Consider the following 17,422-nt stretch of genomic DNA (forward strand, 5'->3'; position numbering starts at 1 on the left):
GCGGTACTGCTGTTCATCGCGTCATTCCTCGACATCTACTCCGTCGACGGCGCCCCCGACGGGTCAAAAATGTTGCCGAGGGCGCTCCATGCGGCCAGGACCGTGGCGGCAATGCCGAACTGGCCGAGGTCCAGACCGGCGACCTTGGGCACCTGCGGCAGCCCCCGGGAGACCACGATGAGTGCGGCGCCGATGAGACCTGCCAGCACGACGCCGAGCAGGAGCGGTCCGCTGGCCCAGGCGTTCGGCAGCTCGATGCCGTCGGGGGCGCCGTCGACGGAGTAGATGTCGAGGAATGACGCGATGAACAGCAGTACCGCTGCTCCGATCACCACGCCGTCGCCTCGAGTGAGGGAGCGGATATTCACTTCAGGTCCTTGTCAATCGTCTCGTCGTCGGCATCGCTGGAGGCGTCGCTGTCACCATGTCGCCGTCAGGCCCCGGTGTGAAGCGCGGGGGTGGCCCCTCATCGTACGGACGACCTTATCGTCCGACCGACGAGGCTGTCCGCCGGGATCAGCCCGTGGACCACTACCCGCGCAGGAAGTCCACGATTCCCTCAGAGATCCCCTGCGCCGCCTTCTGTCGCCAGGCGCCGTTGGTGAGCTGTGCCGCGTCCTTGCTATCGCGCATGTTGCCGCACTCGATGAACACCTTGGGAACCGTTGACAGATTGAGACCGCCAAGGTCCTTACGCGTGACGAGACCGGTGCCGTTGCCGAGGTAGTTGGAGGGGGCGCTGCCCGTGACGCGGAGGAAGGAGCCCGCGATGCGCTCGCCGAGGTTGCGGGAGGGGGCGACGATCGGGCCGGTGTTCGCGGCGCCCGCGTTCACCTTGCCCGGGAGGATGACGTGGAAGCCGCGTTGGCCGGCGCCCGCGCCGTCCGCGTGGAGGGAGACGACGGCGTCGGCGTGCGCCTTGTTGCCGATCTCGGCCCGCTCGTCGACGCAGGGGCCCCAGGGGCGGTCGCCGTCCTGGGTGAACTTGACCGTGGCGCCCTGCTTCTCCAGCAGGGTGCGCATGCGGTGGGCGACGTCGAGTGTGAACTCGGCTTCTGCGTAGCCGTCGTTGGTGGACGTCCCGGTCGTGTCGCACTCCTTCCAGTTCGTCCCGATGTTCACCTTGCGGTTGATCTCGGACGTGTGCCGGAAGTTGTTCGGGTTGTGGCCCGGGTCGATGACGACGACCTTGCCCTTGAGGGAGCCGGAGCCGGAGGCGGCCGGCGCGGAGGTGGAGTCCGTGGTGGGGGTGGGACCCGGAGGCTTGTCGTCGCTCGTGGTGCCGTCCGTCGGCTCCGTGCTCGACAGCGCCCCCGACGGCCGTGCGGCCGCGTTGCCGGAGCCGGTCCCGCCGCCTACCGCCTCGTACACCACCCATCCGAGCAGCGCGCCCGGCACGAGGGCGGCGGCCGCCACGGTCAGGGCTCGCGAGCGGCGGCCGCGGCGGGGCTGGGGAGGATCGAAGTCCGGACCTACGTACGACACGCCTGACACCTTACGGGCCGACCGTGGCCCGCGCGGGGAGGCCACGGCCGAGCGGCTCCGGAGTTCAGATGCCGGCCCCCGTCCGGCGCAGCACCCGCAGCGATTGCGTCGCCGACACCTCCGTGAACGCCCCGGACTCCAGTGCGCGGAGGTAGACGCGGTACGGGGCCTGGCCGGTGAATTCGTCCTTCGGGTCCGGGAACACGTCGTGGATGACCAGCAGGCCGCCCTCGGCGACATGCGGGGCCCAGCCTTCGTAGTCGGCGCCCGCGTGTTCGTCGGTGTGGCCGCCGTCGACGAAGACCAGGCCGAGAGGTGTGCCCCAGATCTTCGCGACCTGCGGGGAGCGGCCGACCAGGGCGATCACGTGGTCCTCCAGGCCGGCCCTGTGCAGTGTGCGGCGGAACGTCGGGAGGGTGTCCATGAGGCCGATCTCGGGGTCGACCGTCTCGGGGTCGTGGTACTCCCAGCCCGGCTGCTGCTCCTCGCTGCCGCGGTGGTGGTCGACCGTGAGAGCCGTCACACCGGCCTCGCGGGCGGCGTCGGCGAGCAGGATGGCGGAGCGGCCGCAGTACGTGCCGACCTCCAGCAGCGGCAGGCCGAGCCGTCCGGCCTCGACGGCCGCCGCGTACAGGGCCAGGCCCTCGCCCAGGGGCATGAAGCCCTTCGCCGCCTCGAAAGCGGCCAGGATCTCGGGCTTGGGGGCCGGGGCCATGGGGGTCCTTCCGGTCGTACGAGCGTCTGGGCGCCCATGCTGCCGCACCCCCTGCCGGTGAGGCGACAGGGGGTGCGGGTGGTGTGGATCTCAGGCGTTGTCAGGCCTTCGTGGGCGTTTTCACGAGGCTCAGGCGGTGACCGTCTCTCCGGGCAGCGCCAGGTCCAGGTCCACCGCGCTGTCGTCGCCCGCGTGCGTCGCGGACGAGGCGAGCGGGGCGTGGCCGTCGGCCCGGGCGGCCAGGACGTAGGCGCCCTGGGTGGGGACGGTGAGGGCGTAGCTGCCGTCGTCCGCGGAGAGGGTCGCGCCGGCCTGGCGGCCGCGGCGGTCGATCAGGGTGACCTTGGCGCGGGCGACCGGCGTGCCCTCGGCGTCCAGGACCCGGCCGCGGAATCCGCGCAGGGCCTCCTCGGCGCGCGCGAGGTTGGCGTCCTCCTCGCTGCTGGCGCGCAGCTGCGGGTGGGCGGCCGGGCGCTGCTTCGGCAGGAACAGGGCGAGCAGGAGGCCTACGGCGACTGCGGCGGTCGCGATCAGGAAGGAGACGCGGAAGCCGTGCATGGTCGGGACCTCGACGCCGCCGACGTTGTTCGCGGTGTTGGCCAGGACCATGCCGATGACGGCGCTGGAGACCGACGTGCCGATGGAGCGCATCAGCGTGTTGAGGCCGTTCGCCGCGCCCGTCTCCGAGGCCGGGACCGCGCCGATGATCAGGGCGGGGAGGGAGGAGTAGGCGAGGCCGATGCCCGCGCCGAGGATCACCGCGATGACGAGGCTCTGCCAGGGGGCGGTCATCAGGCCGAGGCCTGCGCCGTAGCCGATCGCGATGATCAGCATGCCGAGGATGAGGGTGGTCTTGGGGCCGTACTTCGCCGAGAGGCGGGCGTAGACCGGGGCGGTGAACATCATCGTCAGGCCGAGCGGGGCGACGAGCAGGCCCGCGACGACCATCGACTGGCCGAGGCCGTAGCCGGTCTCCTTCGGCAGCTGGAGCAGCTGGGGCAGGACCAGGGAGACGACGTAGAAGCTGACGCCGACCATGATCGACGCGAGGTTGGTGAAGAGGACGGCCGGGCGGGCGGTGGTGCGCAGGTCGACCAGGGGGGCCTTGGTGCGCAGCTCGTAGACGCCCCAGAGGAGGAGGACGGCGGCCGAGGCGCCGAACATGCCGAGCGTGGTGCCGGACGTCCAGCCCCAGTCGCTGCCCTTGGTGATCGGCAGGAGGAAGAGGACGAGGCCGGCGGAGAGGCCGAGCGCGCCGAGGTGGTCGAAGGTGCCTTCCGCGCGGACCTTGGACTCCGGTACGACGAGGAGGGTGAGGGCGATGGAGAGGACGCCGAGGCCGGCGGCGCCGTAGAAGAGGGCGTGCCAGTTCGAGTGCTGGGCGACCAGGGCGGCGGCGGGCAGTGCGAGTCCGCCGCCGACGCCGATCGAGGAGCTCATCAGGGCCATCGCCGAGCCGAGCTTCTCGCGGGGCAGCATGTCGCGCATCAGGCCGATGCCGAGCGGGATCGCGCCCATCGCGAAGCCCTGGAGGGTACGGCCGACGATCATGGGGAGGAGGGTGCTGGTGAATGCGCTGATCAGGGCACCGATCACCATCACGGACAGGCTGGCTATCAGCATGCGCCGCTTGCCGTAGAGGTCACCGAGGCGGCCCATGATGGGGGTGGCCACGGCGCCCGAGAGCAGGGTGGAGGTCAGGACCCAGGTGGCGTTGCTGGGCGCGGTGCTCAGCAGCTGCGGCAGGTCCTTGATCACCGGGACGAGCAGGGTCTGCATCACCGCGACAACGATGCCCGCGAAGGCGAGGACCGGGACGAGGGCGCCGGAAGCGCCCGTGGCGGCCCTGCCGGCGGGCTGGTCGTTCGTCGTTCGTGTCATGTGTACATCGAACTCCGTCTGCCTGGGCAACTATTCCGATGCTTTGGGTCACTAACGAATTCTTGACCTTCTCTTGGGGGAACGGGTGGGGCAGGCCTCTGAGGGAGACGGGTTGAGAGCGTCCCGCAGGCATCGCATCCGAGCTCGCCGTCCTCCGGCGGGCGAAAGGACGCCCGCGTTGCCGGCGAAAAGGAGGCTCGCGTGGCCGGCGAAAAAGACGCCCGCGGCCCGAGGCAACGATCCGGGGGCTTCATGGACTCCTTTGAATATCTAGGGAGGTGCCCATGGGGGATCGCAAGGCGGCTCGGGACTCGGAGTTCCAGAGCTTTGTCATCGGCCGCTGGCCACGCCTGCTGCGGACGGCATTTCTCCTCACGGGGGAGCAGCACGCCGCGGAGGACCTGGTCCAGTCGACGCTCGAACAGGTCTATGTGGCCTGGCGCAGGGTCGGCTCGGCCGACGACCCGGAGGCGTATGTACGGCGCGTGATGATCAACGCACACGCACGAAAGCACCGCAGAAGGCTCAGGGAGTTCCTCGCACCGAAGGACGACTCCGGCTTCATGCGCGAGGTGGCGGACACCGGTGACCGCATCGCCCAGGCCGAGGACCGGGGCGCCCTGCTGCCGGCGCTGGCCCAACTGCCGCCACGGCAGCGCGAGGCGGTGGTCCTGCGGTACTGGGAGGACCTGACCGAGACACAGACGGCGGAGGCGATGGGCTGTTCCGTCGGCGCGGTGAAGAGCAACGCGGCCAAGGGGATCGCGAAACTCCGCGCCATACCGGGACTGGCCGAGATGGTGACGCAGGGAGGGCGCAGCCGATGAGCGCGGACCGGGAGACGAACCACGGGATGACCAGCCACGACATGACTCACACGGACATCGCCGTCCTGCTGGCCGACGCCGCGGACGAGGTCGAGATCGGCATAGCCCCCTATGACGCGGTGCTGCGGGGCGGCCGTCGCCGCAAGGCCCGCCGCTGGGCCGTGGCCACGGCGACGGCCGTGGTGCTGGTGGGCTCGGCGGGGACCCTGGCGGTGGCGGGGATGCCGGGCGGGCACGGCGACCGGGGCTCCTCGGTGGCGACCAGCGCGCCCACCGCGCCGGCGCCGGACGTGCGCACGCCCTCGCGGACGCTGCTCGCAGCAGGGACCGACCAGGGCAAGGACTGGCGGGTCTCCATCGACGTCTGGGAGGCGCCGCGCAATGAGCGCGAGGCGCGGGCCGAGCGGGGCGCCATGGCCGAGTTCGGGCACATCCCGTCCGACCTGCGCGACTCCTCCGACCTGATCGGCAAGAGCTCGTACTTCGTGCGGCGCAGCTTTGGCGACACGGGGAACGAACAGGTGCTGATCGAGGACGCGTTCACCGCCGAGGACACCATGTCCGGCAAGGACATAGAGGCAGCCGCCGTGCCTCTGGAGCCCGGTGCCGACGGTCCGGAGCGCCTGGTCGTAGGCCAGGTCGCCGTGACCGCCCGGTCCGTCACCTGCACCTGGAAGGACGGTTCGACGACCGAGGTCCCGGTGGTGTCCGAGGCCCACGACGTGAACAGCGACGACTTCGTGATCCGCCCGGCGGACGGGTCGCCGGTGAACTGGTTCGTGTGCCTGGCCCCCCAGGGGACGGCGTTCCAGTCGGTGGCGGTCACGAAGTAGGGGTGGCGAAGAGCGGATGCCGGGGTGGCTCGACGCCGGGTCACAGCCACCCCTGCTGTCGGGCCTCCCGCAGCGCCTCCATCCGGTTGCGGGTGCCGGTCTTGCCGATGGCGGAGGAGAGGTAGTTGCGGACGGTGGACTCGGACAGGTGGAGCTTGGCGGCGATGTCGGCGACCGTCGCGCCCTCCGTCGAGGCGCTCAGGACGTCGCGTTCGCGGGCGGTGAGGGGGTTGGGGCCGGCGCTCAGCGCGGCGGCGGCCAGGGCCGGGTCGACGACCGTCTCGCCGGTCAGCACCCGGCGGATCGCCACCGCCAGGTCCTCCACCGGACCGTCCTTGACGAGGAAACCGGCGGCGCCCGCCTCCATGGCCCGGCGCAGATAGCCGGGGCGACCGAACGTCGTGAGGATCAGCACCCGGCAGTCGGGGACCTGGTCGCGCAGCTCGGCCGCCGCGTCGAGGCCGCTCAGGCCTGGGAGTTCGATGTCGAGGAGGGCGACGTCGGGGCGGTGGGTGAGGGCGGCGTCCACGATCGTGTCCCCGGCCGACACCTGCGCCACGACCTTGATGTCCGGTTCCATCCCGAGCAGTAAGGCGAGTGCCCCGCGCATCATCCCCTGGTCCTCGGCGAGCAGAACCCGGATGGACTTGGCGGGCCGATGGTCCCGCGGCATCTCGTTCACGGGCCAAGAGTAGGGCGCGCGGGGCAAAGCGGACCCGGCTCGACGGCCACGTCGGCCGTGGTCCGGCCGGCGGGCCGCGGCGGTGCGCTCGCCCGCCCCCGGGCTGCTCCGCGAGGAGCCGCGCGAGGTGCGGTGGCGGTCTGCGCCTGACGGGGGCGCAGGCCGCCGACCGGACGAGCTCTGCGTCGCCCGGCGTCGCGCAAGGCCCGCTGAGCGGTCAGCCGTTGGGGTAAGCGGCCGTGATCAGCTTGGCGCGGAGGGTCGTCCACTGGGCCGGCATGTCGTGGACCAGGTAGAGGTCACGGCGGCGGGTCCAGGCCTGGCCGGACTCGGGGTCGTGGTTGTGCCACCCCGGAGATGACGGCTCGGCCCGGTGTGCCGTAGCCGGTGCCTGTGCTGCTGCGCCGGGCGGGTCTATCCGACGGGCAACCGGATCTCCTCGACCGCCAACTCCCTGGACTCCAGCTCCGCAGGCAGTTCCGCCGTCACCACGAACCCGTTGCGCGGACCCGGGCCCGCCGTCAGGGTGCCGCCGGCCGCGGACAACCGCTCCGCCAGCCCTTTGAGGCCCGTACCGCCGACGATGCCCGACTTCTCGGCCCGCTCGCCCCCGCACCCGCCCCCGTCGTCCGTCACCGTCAGTGCCACCCGTTCCCCGCTGCCCGACACGACGATCTCGCAGCGGTCCGCGCGGCTGTGCCGTACGGCATTCGTGACGGCCTCCCGCACCACCCAGCCCAGCAGGACCTCGGTCTGCGGCACGAGCGGCGGGCCCGAGCGGCGTACGACGGGCTCGATTCCGGCGGCCCGCAGTGCCGATACCGCGCGGTCCAGCTCAGTGCTCAGGCTGCCCGTCCGGTACCCCGTCACGGCCTCGCGGATCTCCGTGAGGGCCTGGCGGCCGACCGCCTCGATATCGTTCAGCTGGTCCTGCGCCGCCGCCACATCCCCGGCGGCCAGGCGCCGCGCCGCCTCCGACTTCACGACGATCACCGACAGCGTGTGCCCGAGCAGGTCGTGCAGATCGCGGGAGAAGCGCAGGCGCTCCTGCTCGACGGCGCGCCGGGCCAGCTCCTCGCGGGCGGCGCGCAGTTCCCGTACCGCCTCTGACAGGGACAGGATCGCCGCCGTCACCATCGTGGAGATCCAGGTGGCGTAGGCGATGTCGAGGCCGCCCCAGCCGTCGTGGGCCACGGAGACGACCGCGGCCAGCATACTCACGACCAGCCCGGCCGTGCGCAGCTGCGGCATCCGCACGGCCGCGCCCGTGGCCAGCCCGAGCAGCGGGAAGAACAGCAGCCAGTTGCCGCCGTACGCCCCGGCCAGAGCGCAGGTGACCAGGCCCATCAGCACCAGCGCCACCCGGGTCGAGGTCTCCTCCCGCCGCTCCTTCACGAAGGAACGGAACGCCACATAGATGTAGAGCGAGTTGAAGGTCAGCAGGCCGATCCCGCCGATCCACGGGTCCGGGGTCTCCCCCTGGAAGAGGTTGGAGAAGGCGCCCATCCCCATCAGCAGCCAGGGCAGCAGGCTGTAGCCGCTGGGGCTCCGCTCGTCCTTGTAGTGCTCGCACGAGGTCCTGCGGGTCTTGAACAACCAGGCCATGCCCTGCCCCCTGTCGGGTACGAACCGATGACACCGACGGTACGGACACGCGCCGCCGCACGGCAGAGGACCTTGTACGCGATTCGGCAGGACAAATGTCACGGCACGCCGAACCGGCGAACCGGATCTGATGCCGCGTCAGGAGCCTTCACAACTGCGGTGCGCTCGGCTATACAGAGGGCGCCGGACTGGAACGCGTTCTAGAACGGCCCGTGACGACCTCGGTGCGGCCGACGGTGCGGACGGCCGTACCGAGGTCTTTGCCCGCCACTGCCCAGACTCCCGCCACTGTCAGGAGCCGTATGCCCATCGACGCAGCCAAGGCCCTCGCCGCCGAACCCCGGACCGGCGAGATCTCCTGGAACTCCAAGGACGTCCAGCTGTACCACCTCGGCATCGGCGCCGGCGCGAACCCCGACAAGGACAGCCCCGCCACCGACCCCGACGAACTGCGCTACACCCTGGAGTCCCGGCTGCACGTCCTGCCGAGCTTCGCCACCGTCGCGGGCTCCGGCTCGCCCGGCGTGATCAGCGGCCTGTCCATGCCCGGCATCGAGGTCGACCTCGCCCGGGTCCTGCACGGCGGCCAGAGCGTCGTGCTCCAGCGGCCCATCCCGGCGACCGGCACGGCCACCGCGACCCACCGCATCGCCGCCGTGTACGACAAGGGCAAGGCGGCCGTCCTCGTGCTGCGCACCGAAGTCGCCGACGCCGAGGGCCCGTTGTGGACGAACGACTCCCAGATCTTCATCCGCGGGGAAGGCGGCTTCGGCGGCGACCGTGGCCCGTCCGCCCGGCTCGATCCCCCCGCCGGCGAGCCCGCCCGGATCGTCGAACGGCCCATCCGCGAGGACCAGGCCCTGCTCTACCGTCTCTCCGGCGACTGGAACCCGCTGCACGCCGACCCGGAGTTCGCCAAGGTCGCCGGGTTCGAGCGGCCCATCCTGCACGGGCTGTGCACCTACGGGGTGACCCTCAAGGCGGTCGTCGACACGCTGCTCGGCGGCGATGTGACCCGGGTGCGCTCGTACGTCACCCGCTTCGCCGGGGTCGTGTACCCGGGGGAGACCCTGCGGATCCGTATGTGGGCAGGGGAGGGCAGCGTGCGGGTCGCCGTGAGTGCGATCGAGCGGGACGACGCGCCCGTCCTCGCCGACACCGTCGTCGAACACACATGAGTCCAGAACGCCGTACGAGGGGAGCCGCACCATGCGCGCAGCCGTACTGCACGAGATCGGCCAGGACAAGCTGGAGGTCCTCGACGACGTCGAGGCGGTGGGCTTCGGCCCCGGGAAGGTGAGGGTCCGGGTACGGGCCACCGGGCTGTGCCACTCCGACCTGTCCGCGATGAACGGCGTCCTGCCCCAGCCGGCGCCCTTCGTCCCCGGGCACGAGGGCGCCGGGGAGATCCTGGAGGCCGGGGAGGGCGTACGGAACCTCAAGCCGGGCGACCGGGTCGTGCTGTGCTGGCTGCCCGCCTGCGGCGCGTGCCCCGCCTGCAAGCGCGGCCAGACCCAGCTGTGCCTGGCCGGGTTCATGAACGCCGGCACTCCCAACTTCAAGCGCCCCGGCGGTGACCTCTTCGGCTTCGCCGGCACCGGCACCTTCACCGAGGAGGTCGTGGTCGACGCGGGCTGCGCCGTGCCGATCCCCGACGACGTGCCCTTCGACATCGCGGCCCTGATCGGCTGCGGCGTCACCACCGGACTCGGCGCCGCCCTCAACACCGCCGATCTGGAGGCCGGTTCGTCCGTCGCCGTCATCGGTTGCGGGGGCGTCGGCATCTCGGCGATCCAGGGTGCACGGCTCAAGGGCGCCGCCGAGATCGTCGCCGTCGACCCGGTCGCCTCCCGCCGCGAGGCCGCGCTGAAGTTCGGTGCCACCAAGGCCGTCTCACCGGACGAGCTGGCCGACGCCAAGCAGCAGATCACCGCCGGCGAAGGCTTCGACTACGTCTTCGAGGTCGTCGGCAGGTCCGCCACCGCCCGCACGGCCTACGAGAACACCCGGCGCGGCGGCACCCTCGTCGTCGTGGGCGCGGGCGCCATGGACGACTTCCTCCAGCTCAACATGTTCGAGCTGTTCTTCGACGAGAAGCGCATCCTGCCGTCCATGTACGGCGGCGGCGACGTCCTGCGCTCCTACGAGCGGACGATCGCGCTCTGGCGCGCGGGCCGTATCGACCTGGAAGGCCTGATCACCCACCGGGTGCCGCTGGCCGAGATCAACGAGGCCCTGGACCAGATGCGGACGGGCGCGGCGCTGCGCACCTGCATAGAGATCTGACGACCCCGCTTCTCCGTCTGACGACCCCGCTTCCCTAGGAGCCTGATGTCACTGCCACTCGAAGGACTGTCGGCGATCGTCACGGGCGCGGGCCGGGGTCTCGGCCGGGCCGAGGCGCTGGAGCTGGCCCGGCTCGGCGCGGCCGTCGTCGTCAACGACTACGGGCAACCCGGCAGGGACGGCTCGGGCGAGGCGTCCGCCGGGCCCGCCGAGGAGGTCGCCGCCGAGATCCGCGCGGCGGGCGGCACGGCGGTTGCCCACACCGGGGACGTCGCAGACTTCCAACAGGCAGGTGAACTGGTCGAGTTGGCGATCGGGGAGTTCGGCAAACTGGACATCCTGGTCAACAACGCGGGCATCCTGCGCGACCGCATGGTCTTCTCCATGGCGGAGTCGGAGTGGGACTCGGTGATCCGGGTCCACCTCAAGGGCCACTTCAACACGGTCCGGTTCGCCGCCGCGCACTGGCGCGAGCGGTCCAAGGCGGCGGGAGGGCCGGTGTACGGGCGGATCGTGAACACCTCCTCGGAGGCGTTCCTCGCCGGATCCGCCGGGCAGCCCAACTACGCGGCCGCCAAAGGCGGAATCGTCGGCCTCACCACCTCCACGGCCCTCGCCCTGGCCAAGTACGGCGTGACCGCCAACGCCATCTGCCCGCGCGCCCGCACCCGGATGACCGAGGACGTCTTCGCCGGCCTCGAACAGCCCGAGGAGGGGCTGGACCCGTTGGCCCCCGAGCATGTCGCCCCGCTCGTCGGCTACTTGGCGTCCCCGGCCGCCTCGCGGATCAACGGGCAGCTGCTCGTCGTGCACGGCGGCATGGTGGCGGTGGTCGAACGGCCGCGGGTGGCCGCCAAGTTCGACAGCAAGCAGGACACCTTCACCTACGACGAACTCGACGCGCAGCTCACCCCGCACTACGCGGCCCAACCGTCGGGCGAGACGTTCGCGGCGGCCGAGGTGCTCGGCCTGAAACGGGGCTAGACGACGAGGCTGGGCAACGAGGCTGGACAGCGAGGCTGGACACAGAAACGGCCCTGTTCCTCAAGGAGGAACAGGGCCGTACGCCGTGGCCCGCGCGTGGCGTCAGGCTGCCGTCTCGGTTTCCTCGACCGGCTTGCGGTGCCGCCCGCGAGGGGCCGACTCGCTGTCGTGGGCCGAGATCTGGCCCCGGTGCCTGCCGTGGCCGGAGGCCTTCTGAACGTCGTGAACGTCGGCCGGCCCCGGCTGGGTCGTGCTGGCGTTGCTCATCGGAAAACTCACCCCGTCAACATGATCTTTCTTACAGCCGGGCGAGTTTAACCGGACGACCACGGGACGAATCCAGACGGCCACGCCAACCGCCACTACTTCGTTACAAGACCGCCCAACGGGGCTTGCTGCAAGGGCACAGGGCGGGCCACGACGGGATCCGGAGGGTCCGTTTCCACCGGTGCGCAGGACGCCGGATCCGCTTCCGAGGGCGCCGCCTCCGCTTCGGCAGGCACCCCCACCCGAGCCACCCCGCACCGCACCTCCGCCGTGGCATACGGCAGTTGGAGCACCCCGTCCCGTGTCCACAGTCCGGCACCCGTCAACCACCCCTCGGGCGCCGCGAGATGACGCACCTGCCGCTCGGCGGGCCGCCACACCCCGACCCAGCTGCCGACCGGCCCGTCGATACGCAGCGCCACCCCGCAGCTCTCCGGCGTCAGCACCTGCCCCGGCTGGATCGCGAACGGCGTCACCACGCACTCGGGCATCCGCAGGCACTCCGGGAAGCGCACCGGCAGCGTGCTGCCCAGCACTCCCCAGCCCAGCCTTTCCTGCCCCGGCGAGGGCGCGTCCGAGCGGATCAGCAGCAGCCCGCTGTCCGGGTCCGCCAGCAGCACCCGGTCGTCGCTGTCGTCCGAGATCTGCAGCAACGGCGACACCTCGCCGCCCCGCCCCAGATCGACCACGACGGCCTTCGTACGGCCCCCGGACTCCGGGTCGAGACGGTCCAGGGCCAGCATCCGCCCCTCGCGGTCCAGCCACACCCCGCCCGAGCAGCGCCCCGGGATCCGCGCGACGTGCTCCGGCCCGAAGGCGCCCCCCGCCACCAGCCACACCGCGCTGGAGGACCGGCCCACCGCGAGGGCGTACGCCTTCTCGCCGCCCGGCGCCGGGGGCAGCATCCGCAGCCGGGTCCCCTCTTCCGGGCACTGGACCGCGCCCAGCGGCAGCTCGCCCGTGCCGGGCCCCGTCGGATACAGCAGCGAGAACACATGCCGTCCGTCGGTCGGGCGGCGGATGAGGACCCGCCCGTCGCCCATCGGCTGCACCTCGGTGCCGGGCTCCTCCGGCTGGTGCGCGGGCAGCGGCACGGCGTAGGGCTCGGGCCCGTCCAGGGTCCAGCGCTCCGGGAACCAGCTCTCGCCGTCGAGCGCGAGGCGGGCGGCGTAGGAACCGTCCGCCGTGATGGTGCATTCCGCCCGAGGCACGTCGCCGTCCTCATGCTCCGCCTCGGGTTCGATGGCACAGGCCGTCATGGTCCGGTCACCTCCGGTCACGAAGCTAGTTTTCGCACGCACAGGCGTGGGATCGACCGCGTTCCGCTTCACACAAAGGGATGGCCCAGGAACGATTCGCCTGAGGAAACAGGGGTGGATGTGCTGAGCGGAGCCGGTCCTGACCGCAGGGGGCCGGCGGGGCGATCGGGCCGCTTCCGCGCCGGTACGGCCGTGGGGACCAGCCAGGTAGCCTTGCCTTCGTGCCCCGTCTGTCTGAAGTCATCGCCGCGCTGGAGAACCTGTGGCCCGCCGCGCGGGCCGAGTCCTGGGACGCGGTCGGCACCGTCGTGGGCGACCCCGACCAGGAGGTCTCCCGGGTCCTGTTCGCCGTCGACCCGGTCCAGGAGATCGTGGACGAGGCGGTCAAGCTGGACGCCGACCTGCTGGTCACCCACCACCCGCTCTACCTTCGCGGTACGACGACGGTCGCGGCCTCCACCTTCAAGGGCCGCGTGGTGCACACGCTGATCAAGAACGACATCGCCCTGCACGTCGCGCACACCAACGCCGACACCGCCGACCCGGGTGTCTCGGACGCCCTCGCCGGCGCGCTGGACCTGCGCGTCGTAGGACCGCTGGTGCCGGACCCGACGGACCCGTCGGGCCGCCGCGGTCTGGGCCGTGTCTGCGAGCTGGACCACCCGCTCACCGTGCGCGAGCTCGCCCTGAAAGCCGCCGAGCGCCTGCCCGCCACCGCGCAGGGCATCCGCGTCGCCGGCGACCCCGAGGCGGTCGTACGGACGATCGCCGTCAGCGGCGGCTCCGGCGACAGCCTCTTCGACGACGTACGCGCCGCCGGCGTCGACGCCTTCCTCACCGCGGACCTGCGCCACCACCCGGCGTCCGAGGCCCGCGCCCACAGTCCTCTCGCGCTGCTCGACGCAGCGCACTGGGCCACCGAGTGGCCCTGGTGCGAGCTGGCCGCCGCCCAGCTCGACGAGATCTCCGACCGCAACGGATGGGGCCTGCGCGTCCACGTCTCCGACACGGTCACCGACCCCTGGACCGCCCACGCGGCATCCGCCGTCACCGATACATCTGGAGCCCCCAACTGAACGCCGCGCCCGCCGACCAGATCCGACTCCTCGACGTCCAGGCCCTCGACGTCCGTCTCCAGCAGCTCACGCACAAGCGGAGGTCGCTGCCCGAGCACGCCGAGATCGAGTCGCTGACCAAGGACCACACCCAGCTGCGCGACCTGCTCGTGGCCGCGCAGACCGAGGAGAGCGACTGCGCCCGCGAGCAGACCAAGGCCGAGCAGGACGTGGACCAGGTGCGCCAGCGCGCCGTCCGCGACCAGCAGCGCCTGGACTCCGGCGCCGTCACCTCCCCGAAGGACCTGGAGAACCTCCAGCACGAGATCGCCTCCCTCGCCAAGCGGCAGGGCGACCTGGAGGACGTCGTCCTGGAGGTCATGGAGCGCCGCGAGTCCGCGCAGGAGCGGGTCGCCGAGCTGACCGAGCGGGTCGGTGCCGTGCAGGGGAAGGTCGACGACGCGACCGCCCGCCGGGACGCCGCGTTCGAGGAGATCGACGGCGAGGTGGCCACGGTCACCAAGGAGCGCGAGGTCATCGCCGGGTCGGTCCCCGCGGACCTGCTCAAGCTCTACGACAAGCTGCGCGTGCAGCAGGGCGGCATCGGCGCGGCCAGGCTCTACCAGCGCACCTGCCAGGGCTGCCGCCAGGAGCTCGCCGTCACCGAGCTGAGCGAGGTCCGCGCGGCGGCGCCCGACACGGTCCTGCGCTGCGAGAACTGCCGCCGGATTCTGGTGCGTACGGCCGAGTCCGGCCTCTAGGAGGCTGTGCCGTGCGGGAGTTCATCGTCGAGGCCGACGGCGGGTCACGGGGCAACCCGGGGCCCGCGGGCTACGGAGCGGTCGTGATCGACGCGGCGACCGGGCAGACGCTGGCCGAGGCGGCCGAGTACATCGGCATCGCCACGAACAACGTCGCCGAGTACCGGGGCCTGGTCGCGGGCCTGCGCGCCGCGTTCGAACTCGACCCCGCGGCCACGGTGCACGTCCGCATGGACTCCAAGCTGGTCGTCGAGCAGATGTCGGGCCGCTGGAAGATCAAGCACCCCGACATGAAGCCGCTGGCGTTCGAGGCGGCTGCCGTCTTCCCGGCGTCCCAGGTGACGTACGAGTGGATCCCCCGCGAGCAGAACAAGCACGCGGACCGGCTGGCCAACGAGGCGATGGATGCCGGGAAGCGAGGGGAGCAGTGGGTGGCGGCGGAATCCACGGCGGAGCTGGAAGCGGCTGACGCGAGAGCCGCGCGGGCGGCGGTCGAGCCTGAGCCGTCCGGTCCGCCGGGAGACGCCGCGGCGGGCGCGGCACGGGCGCGGGCCGCGCTGGCGCAGGCCGGTGCCGACGGCGCCAAGGCCGACGGCGCCAAGGCCGACGCCGATGTCAGGGCCGCGCGTACCGTCGCCGCTCCCTCGACCGGCTGGGGTCCCGCCGACATGGGGGCGCCCGCCACCTTCGTGCTGCTCCGGCACGGCGAGACGCCGCTCACGCCCCAGAAGCGGTTCTCCGGCAGCGGCGGCACCGATCCGTCCCTGTCCGACGTCGGCCGGGACCAGGCCGAGCGCGTCGGAGCCGCCCTCGCCCGGCGCGGCACCATCCAGCACATCGTCGCGTCCCCGCTCACCCGTACCCGGGAGACCGCCGGCATCGTCGCCGCCCGCCTCGGCCTGGACGTGACCGTCGAGGAGGGCCTGCGCGAGACCGACTTCGGCGCCTGGGAGGGCCTCACCTTCGGCGAGGTCCGCGAGCGCTACGCCGATGACCTCAACGCCTGGCTCGCCGACCCCGAGGCCCGTCCCACCGGCGACGGCGAGAGCTTCGCGGCCACAGCCACCCGGATCGCCGCCACCCGCGACAAGCTGATCGCGGCCTACACGGGCCGCACGGTTCTCCTCGTCACGCACGTCACGCCGATCAAGACGTTCGTCCGTCTCGCCCTGGGCGCCCCGCCCGAGTCCCTGTTCCGCATGGAACTCTCGGCGGCCTCCCTCTCGGCGGTGGCGTACTACGCCGACGGCAACGCGAGCGTGCGGCTCCTCAACGAGACCTCACACCTGCGCGCGTGAGCGTCCGAGGCCGGCCGCCTCGCGCGCCAGCGCCTCGACCCGCCCCCAGTCCCGCGCCGCCACCGCGTCCGCCGGGAGCATCCAACTTCCGCCCACGCAGCCGACGTTGGGCAGGGCGAGATAGTCGGGCGCGGTCGCCGGACCGATCCCGCCCGTCGGGCAGAACCGGGCCTGCGGCAGCGGTCCGTTCAGCGACTTGAGATAGGCGGTGCCGCCCGCCGCCTCGGCCGGGAAGAACTTCATCTCCCGCACCCCGCGCTCCAGCAGCGCCACCACCTCGGACGTGGTCGACACCCCCGGCAGATACGGCACCCCCGACGCCCGCATGGCCTCCAGCAGCAGGTCCGTCCAGCCCGGGCTGACCAGGAAACGCGCCCCCGCCGTGACCGCCCGCGTCACCTGCTCGGGCGTGATCACCGTGCCCGCGCCGACCACCGCCTCCGGCACGGCGTCCGCGACGGCCCGGATCGCCTCCAGCGCGGCCGGCGTCCGCAGTGTCACCTCGATGGCGGGCAGCCCGCCCGCGACCAGGGCCCGCGCGAGCGGTACGGCGTCGGAGGGGTCGTCGACCACGACCACGGGGACGACTGGCGCGAGATCCAGGACTGAGGTCATGGCGTCATCCTGCCCAGGGCAAGCAGTATGCGCAAAGGGCGTTGCGCATACTGCAATGCCGGGTCGGTCAGCCGATGGCCGTCAGTGGATCTCCGTCACCAGCACGTCCAGCATCCACGCCTTCCCGGCCCTGGCCGGCGCCTCCACCTCCACCTCGTACCCGAGGTCCCGCAGCGCCTCCACCAGCTCCGCCGGATCCTTGGGCACGGCACCCGCCGTCAGCAGGCTCCGTACGATCCGTCCCTTGGTCGCCTTGTTGAAGTGGCTGACGACCTTCCGCGTCGGCGCGTGCAGCACCCGTACCGACGCCGTCCGCCCGGCCACCTCGCCCTTCGGCTTCCATGCCGACGTGTACGCCGACGACCGCAGATCCAGCACCAGCCCGTCCCCGGCCGCCTCCGGCAGCACCTCAGCCATCGGCGCCCGCCAGTGCGTGCCGAGCGCCCCGAGGCCGGGCAGCTTCACGCCCATCGAGCAGCGGTAGGAGGGGATGCGGTCATTGACGCGCACGGCACCCCACAGCCCCGAGAAGACGAGCAGCGACCGGGTCGCGCGCTTCTTCGCGGTGGCGTCCAGCGACGCCAGGTCCAGGGCGTCGTACAGCACCCCGGTGTAGATCTCCCCGGCCGGCCGTGCCCCCGCGGTCGGCAGCCCGGCGTTCTTGGCGACCTCGCCCCGCAGCCCCTCACTCAGCCCGAGCACGTCGGCCGCCTTGCCCTCGTCGGCCGCGCACAGCTCGACCAGCTCGTTCAGCACGGCCTCGCGGGCCTCGCCCAGCCCCGGCAGGGACAGCGACTCCAGCTTCAGCGGCGCACCACGACCGGACGCGGCCTTGCCTTCGGACGGCGGCAACAGGACAAGCACACGTA

At 72.0% G+C, this 17,422-nt stretch carries 17 protein-coding genes and 1 pseudogene; 8 read left to right on the forward strand and 10 right to left on the reverse strand.

Annotated features, from left to right (window positions below; translation table 11 throughout):
* Positions 1–53: 53 nt before the first annotated feature.
* From EAO75_RS19070 to EAO75_RS19085, 4 genes and pseudogenes are all read right to left on the reverse strand, one after another.
* Positions 54–368: pseudogene (locus EAO75_RS19070) on the reverse strand (hypothetical protein); the annotation flags it as partial.
* A gap of 163 nt (positions 369–531) precedes the next feature.
* Positions 532–1,485: an N-acetylmuramoyl-L-alanine amidase gene (locus EAO75_RS19075; RefSeq protein WP_147996285.1), complete on the reverse strand. Its 954-nt coding sequence runs from the start codon at positions 1,483–1,485 to the stop codon at positions 532–534.
* A gap of 64 nt (positions 1,486–1,549) precedes the next feature.
* Positions 1,550–2,200, reverse strand: a complete 651-nt coding sequence (locus EAO75_RS19080; RefSeq protein WP_147996286.1) for a class I SAM-dependent methyltransferase — start codon at positions 2,198–2,200, stop codon at positions 1,550–1,552.
* Positions 2,201–2,329: 129 nt separating this feature from the next.
* Complete coding sequence (locus EAO75_RS19085; RefSeq protein ID WP_147996287.1) at positions 2,330–4,081, reverse strand: MFS transporter; 1,752 nt, start codon at positions 4,079–4,081, stop codon at positions 2,330–2,332.
* Positions 4,082–4,365: 284 nt separating this feature from the next.
* Here EAO75_RS19085 and EAO75_RS19090 point away from each other — a divergent pair, with 284 nt between their 5' ends.
* The gene (locus tag EAO75_RS19090; protein WP_147996288.1) at positions 4,366–4,908 is read left to right on the forward strand and encodes a SigE family RNA polymerase sigma factor; all 543 of its coding nucleotides are present in this window, start codon (positions 4,366–4,368) and stop codon (positions 4,906–4,908) included.
* On the forward strand, positions 4,905–5,741 hold the full coding sequence (locus EAO75_RS19095; RefSeq protein ID WP_147996289.1) for a hypothetical protein: 837 nt from the start codon (positions 4,905–4,907) through the stop codon (positions 5,739–5,741). The genes EAO75_RS19090 and EAO75_RS19095 overlap by 4 nt, the downstream gene beginning before the upstream one ends.
* A gap of 40 nt (positions 5,742–5,781) precedes the next feature.
* On the opposite strand, the gene EAO75_RS19100 is transcribed toward EAO75_RS19095, so the two are convergent.
* Together EAO75_RS19100 and EAO75_RS19105 are read right to left on the reverse strand one after the other, a co-directional pair.
* The gene (locus tag EAO75_RS19100) at positions 5,782–6,414 is read right to left on the reverse strand and encodes a response regulator transcription factor (RefSeq protein WP_147997965.1); all 633 of its coding nucleotides are present in this window, start codon (positions 6,412–6,414) and stop codon (positions 5,782–5,784) included.
* Positions 6,415–6,837: 423 nt separating this feature from the next.
* The gene (locus EAO75_RS19105; RefSeq protein ID WP_147996290.1) at positions 6,838–8,028 is read right to left on the reverse strand and encodes a sensor histidine kinase; all 1,191 of its coding nucleotides are present in this window, start codon (positions 8,026–8,028) and stop codon (positions 6,838–6,840) included.
* 302 nt (positions 8,029–8,330) lie between these two features.
* On the opposite strand from EAO75_RS19105, the gene EAO75_RS19110 reads away from it, so the two are divergent.
* The 3 genes from EAO75_RS19110 to EAO75_RS19120 are packed head-to-tail and all read left to right on the forward strand — an operon-like array spanning position 8,331 to position 11,298.
* On the forward strand, positions 8,331–9,206 hold the full coding sequence (locus EAO75_RS19110) for a MaoC/PaaZ C-terminal domain-containing protein (RefSeq protein WP_147996291.1): 876 nt from the start codon (positions 8,331–8,333) through the stop codon (positions 9,204–9,206).
* A 31-nt stretch (positions 9,207–9,237) separates the two neighbouring features.
* The gene (locus EAO75_RS19115) at positions 9,238–10,314 is read left to right on the forward strand and encodes a Zn-dependent alcohol dehydrogenase (protein ID WP_147996292.1); all 1,077 of its coding nucleotides are present in this window, start codon (positions 9,238–9,240) and stop codon (positions 10,312–10,314) included.
* A gap of 45 nt (positions 10,315–10,359) precedes the next feature.
* A complete protein-coding gene (locus EAO75_RS19120; RefSeq protein WP_147996293.1) occupies positions 10,360–11,298 on the forward strand; it encodes a 3-oxoacyl-ACP reductase in 939 nt (312 codons plus the stop codon).
* A gap of 102 nt (positions 11,299–11,400) precedes the next feature.
* Here the strand turns inward: EAO75_RS19120 and EAO75_RS45960 are convergent, their stop codons facing one another.
* Positions 11,401–11,565: a hypothetical protein gene (locus EAO75_RS45960; RefSeq protein ID WP_187284512.1), complete on the reverse strand. Its 165-nt coding sequence runs from the start codon at positions 11,563–11,565 to the stop codon at positions 11,401–11,403.
* Positions 11,566–11,660: 95 nt separating this feature from the next.
* Entirely contained in the window at positions 11,661–12,824 is a 1,164-nt protein-coding gene (locus tag EAO75_RS19125) for a hypothetical protein (RefSeq protein ID WP_147996294.1), read from the reverse strand.
* A gap of 221 nt (positions 12,825–13,045) precedes the next feature.
* On the opposite strand from EAO75_RS19125, the gene EAO75_RS19130 reads away from it, so the two are divergent.
* Genes EAO75_RS19130 through EAO75_RS19140 form a run of 3 tightly spaced genes read left to right on the forward strand, consistent with a single transcriptional unit; the run spans position 13,046 to position 15,938 of the window.
* The gene (locus tag EAO75_RS19130) at positions 13,046–13,900 is read left to right on the forward strand and encodes a Nif3-like dinuclear metal center hexameric protein (protein WP_147996295.1); all 855 of its coding nucleotides are present in this window, start codon (positions 13,046–13,048) and stop codon (positions 13,898–13,900) included.
* Positions 13,897–14,640, forward strand: a complete 744-nt coding sequence (locus EAO75_RS19135; RefSeq protein WP_187284601.1) for a zinc ribbon domain-containing protein — start codon at positions 13,897–13,899, stop codon at positions 14,638–14,640. Before EAO75_RS19130 ends, EAO75_RS19135 begins: the two co-directional genes overlap by 4 nt.
* An 11-nt stretch (positions 14,641–14,651) precedes the next feature.
* A complete protein-coding gene (locus EAO75_RS19140) occupies positions 14,652–15,938 on the forward strand; it encodes a bifunctional RNase H/acid phosphatase (RefSeq protein ID WP_147996297.1) in 1,287 nt (428 codons plus the stop codon).
* Here the strand turns inward: EAO75_RS19140 and eda are convergent.
* Both eda and yaaA read right to left on the reverse strand, forming a co-directional pair.
* Positions 15,921–16,553, reverse strand: a complete 633-nt coding sequence (gene eda, locus EAO75_RS19145; protein ID WP_147996298.1) for a bifunctional 4-hydroxy-2-oxoglutarate aldolase/2-dehydro-3-deoxy-phosphogluconate aldolase — start codon at positions 16,551–16,553, stop codon at positions 15,921–15,923. The genes EAO75_RS19140 and eda overlap by 18 nt on opposite strands.
* Before the next feature lie 81 nt (positions 16,554–16,634).
* Positions 16,635–17,417: a peroxide stress protein YaaA gene (gene yaaA / locus EAO75_RS19150; protein WP_147996299.1), complete on the reverse strand. Its 783-nt coding sequence runs from the start codon at positions 17,415–17,417 to the stop codon at positions 16,635–16,637.
* Positions 17,418–17,422 lie beyond the last annotated feature (5 nt).

This window comes from Streptomyces sp. UW30 (assembly GCF_008042075.1).
Lineage (GTDB): Bacteria > Actinomycetota > Actinomycetes > Streptomycetales > Streptomycetaceae > Streptomyces.

Excerpts from the sequence above, each read along its gene's own strand:
- eda (WP_147996298.1), bottom strand. The coding sequence starts at position 16,553 with ATGACCTCAGTCCTGGATCTCGCGCCAGTCGTCCCCGTGGTCGTGGTC.
- EAO75_RS19120 (WP_147996293.1), top strand. The coding sequence starts at position 10,360 with ATGTCACTGCCACTCGAAGGACTGTCGGCGATCGTCACGGGCGCGGGC.
- EAO75_RS19125 (WP_147996294.1), bottom strand. The coding sequence starts at position 12,824 with ATGACGGCCTGTGCCATCGAACCCGAGGCGGAGCATGAGGACGGCGAC.
- EAO75_RS19085 (WP_147996287.1), bottom strand. The coding sequence starts at position 4,081 with ATGACACGAACGACGAACGACCAGCCCGCCGGCAGGGCCGCCACGGGC.
- EAO75_RS19100 (WP_147997965.1), bottom strand. The coding sequence starts at position 6,414 with ATGCCGCGGGACCATCGGCCCGCCAAGTCCATCCGGGTTCTGCTCGCC.
- EAO75_RS19115 (WP_147996292.1), top strand. The coding sequence starts at position 9,238 with ATGCGCGCAGCCGTACTGCACGAGATCGGCCAGGACAAGCTGGAGGTC.
- EAO75_RS45960 (WP_187284512.1), bottom strand. The coding sequence starts at position 11,565 with ATGAGCAACGCCAGCACGACCCAGCCGGGGCCGGCCGACGTTCACGAC.
- EAO75_RS19080 (WP_147996286.1), bottom strand. The coding sequence starts at position 2,200 with ATGGCCCCGGCCCCCAAGCCCGAGATCCTGGCCGCTTTCGAGGCGGCG.
- EAO75_RS19110 (WP_147996291.1), top strand. The coding sequence starts at position 8,331 with ATGCCCATCGACGCAGCCAAGGCCCTCGCCGCCGAACCCCGGACCGGC.
- EAO75_RS19105 (WP_147996290.1), bottom strand. The coding sequence starts at position 8,028 with ATGGCCTGGTTGTTCAAGACCCGCAGGACCTCGTGCGAGCACTACAAG.
- EAO75_RS19095 (WP_147996289.1), top strand. The coding sequence starts at position 4,905 with ATGAGCGCGGACCGGGAGACGAACCACGGGATGACCAGCCACGACATG.
- EAO75_RS19090 (WP_147996288.1), top strand. The coding sequence starts at position 4,366 with ATGGGGGATCGCAAGGCGGCTCGGGACTCGGAGTTCCAGAGCTTTGTC.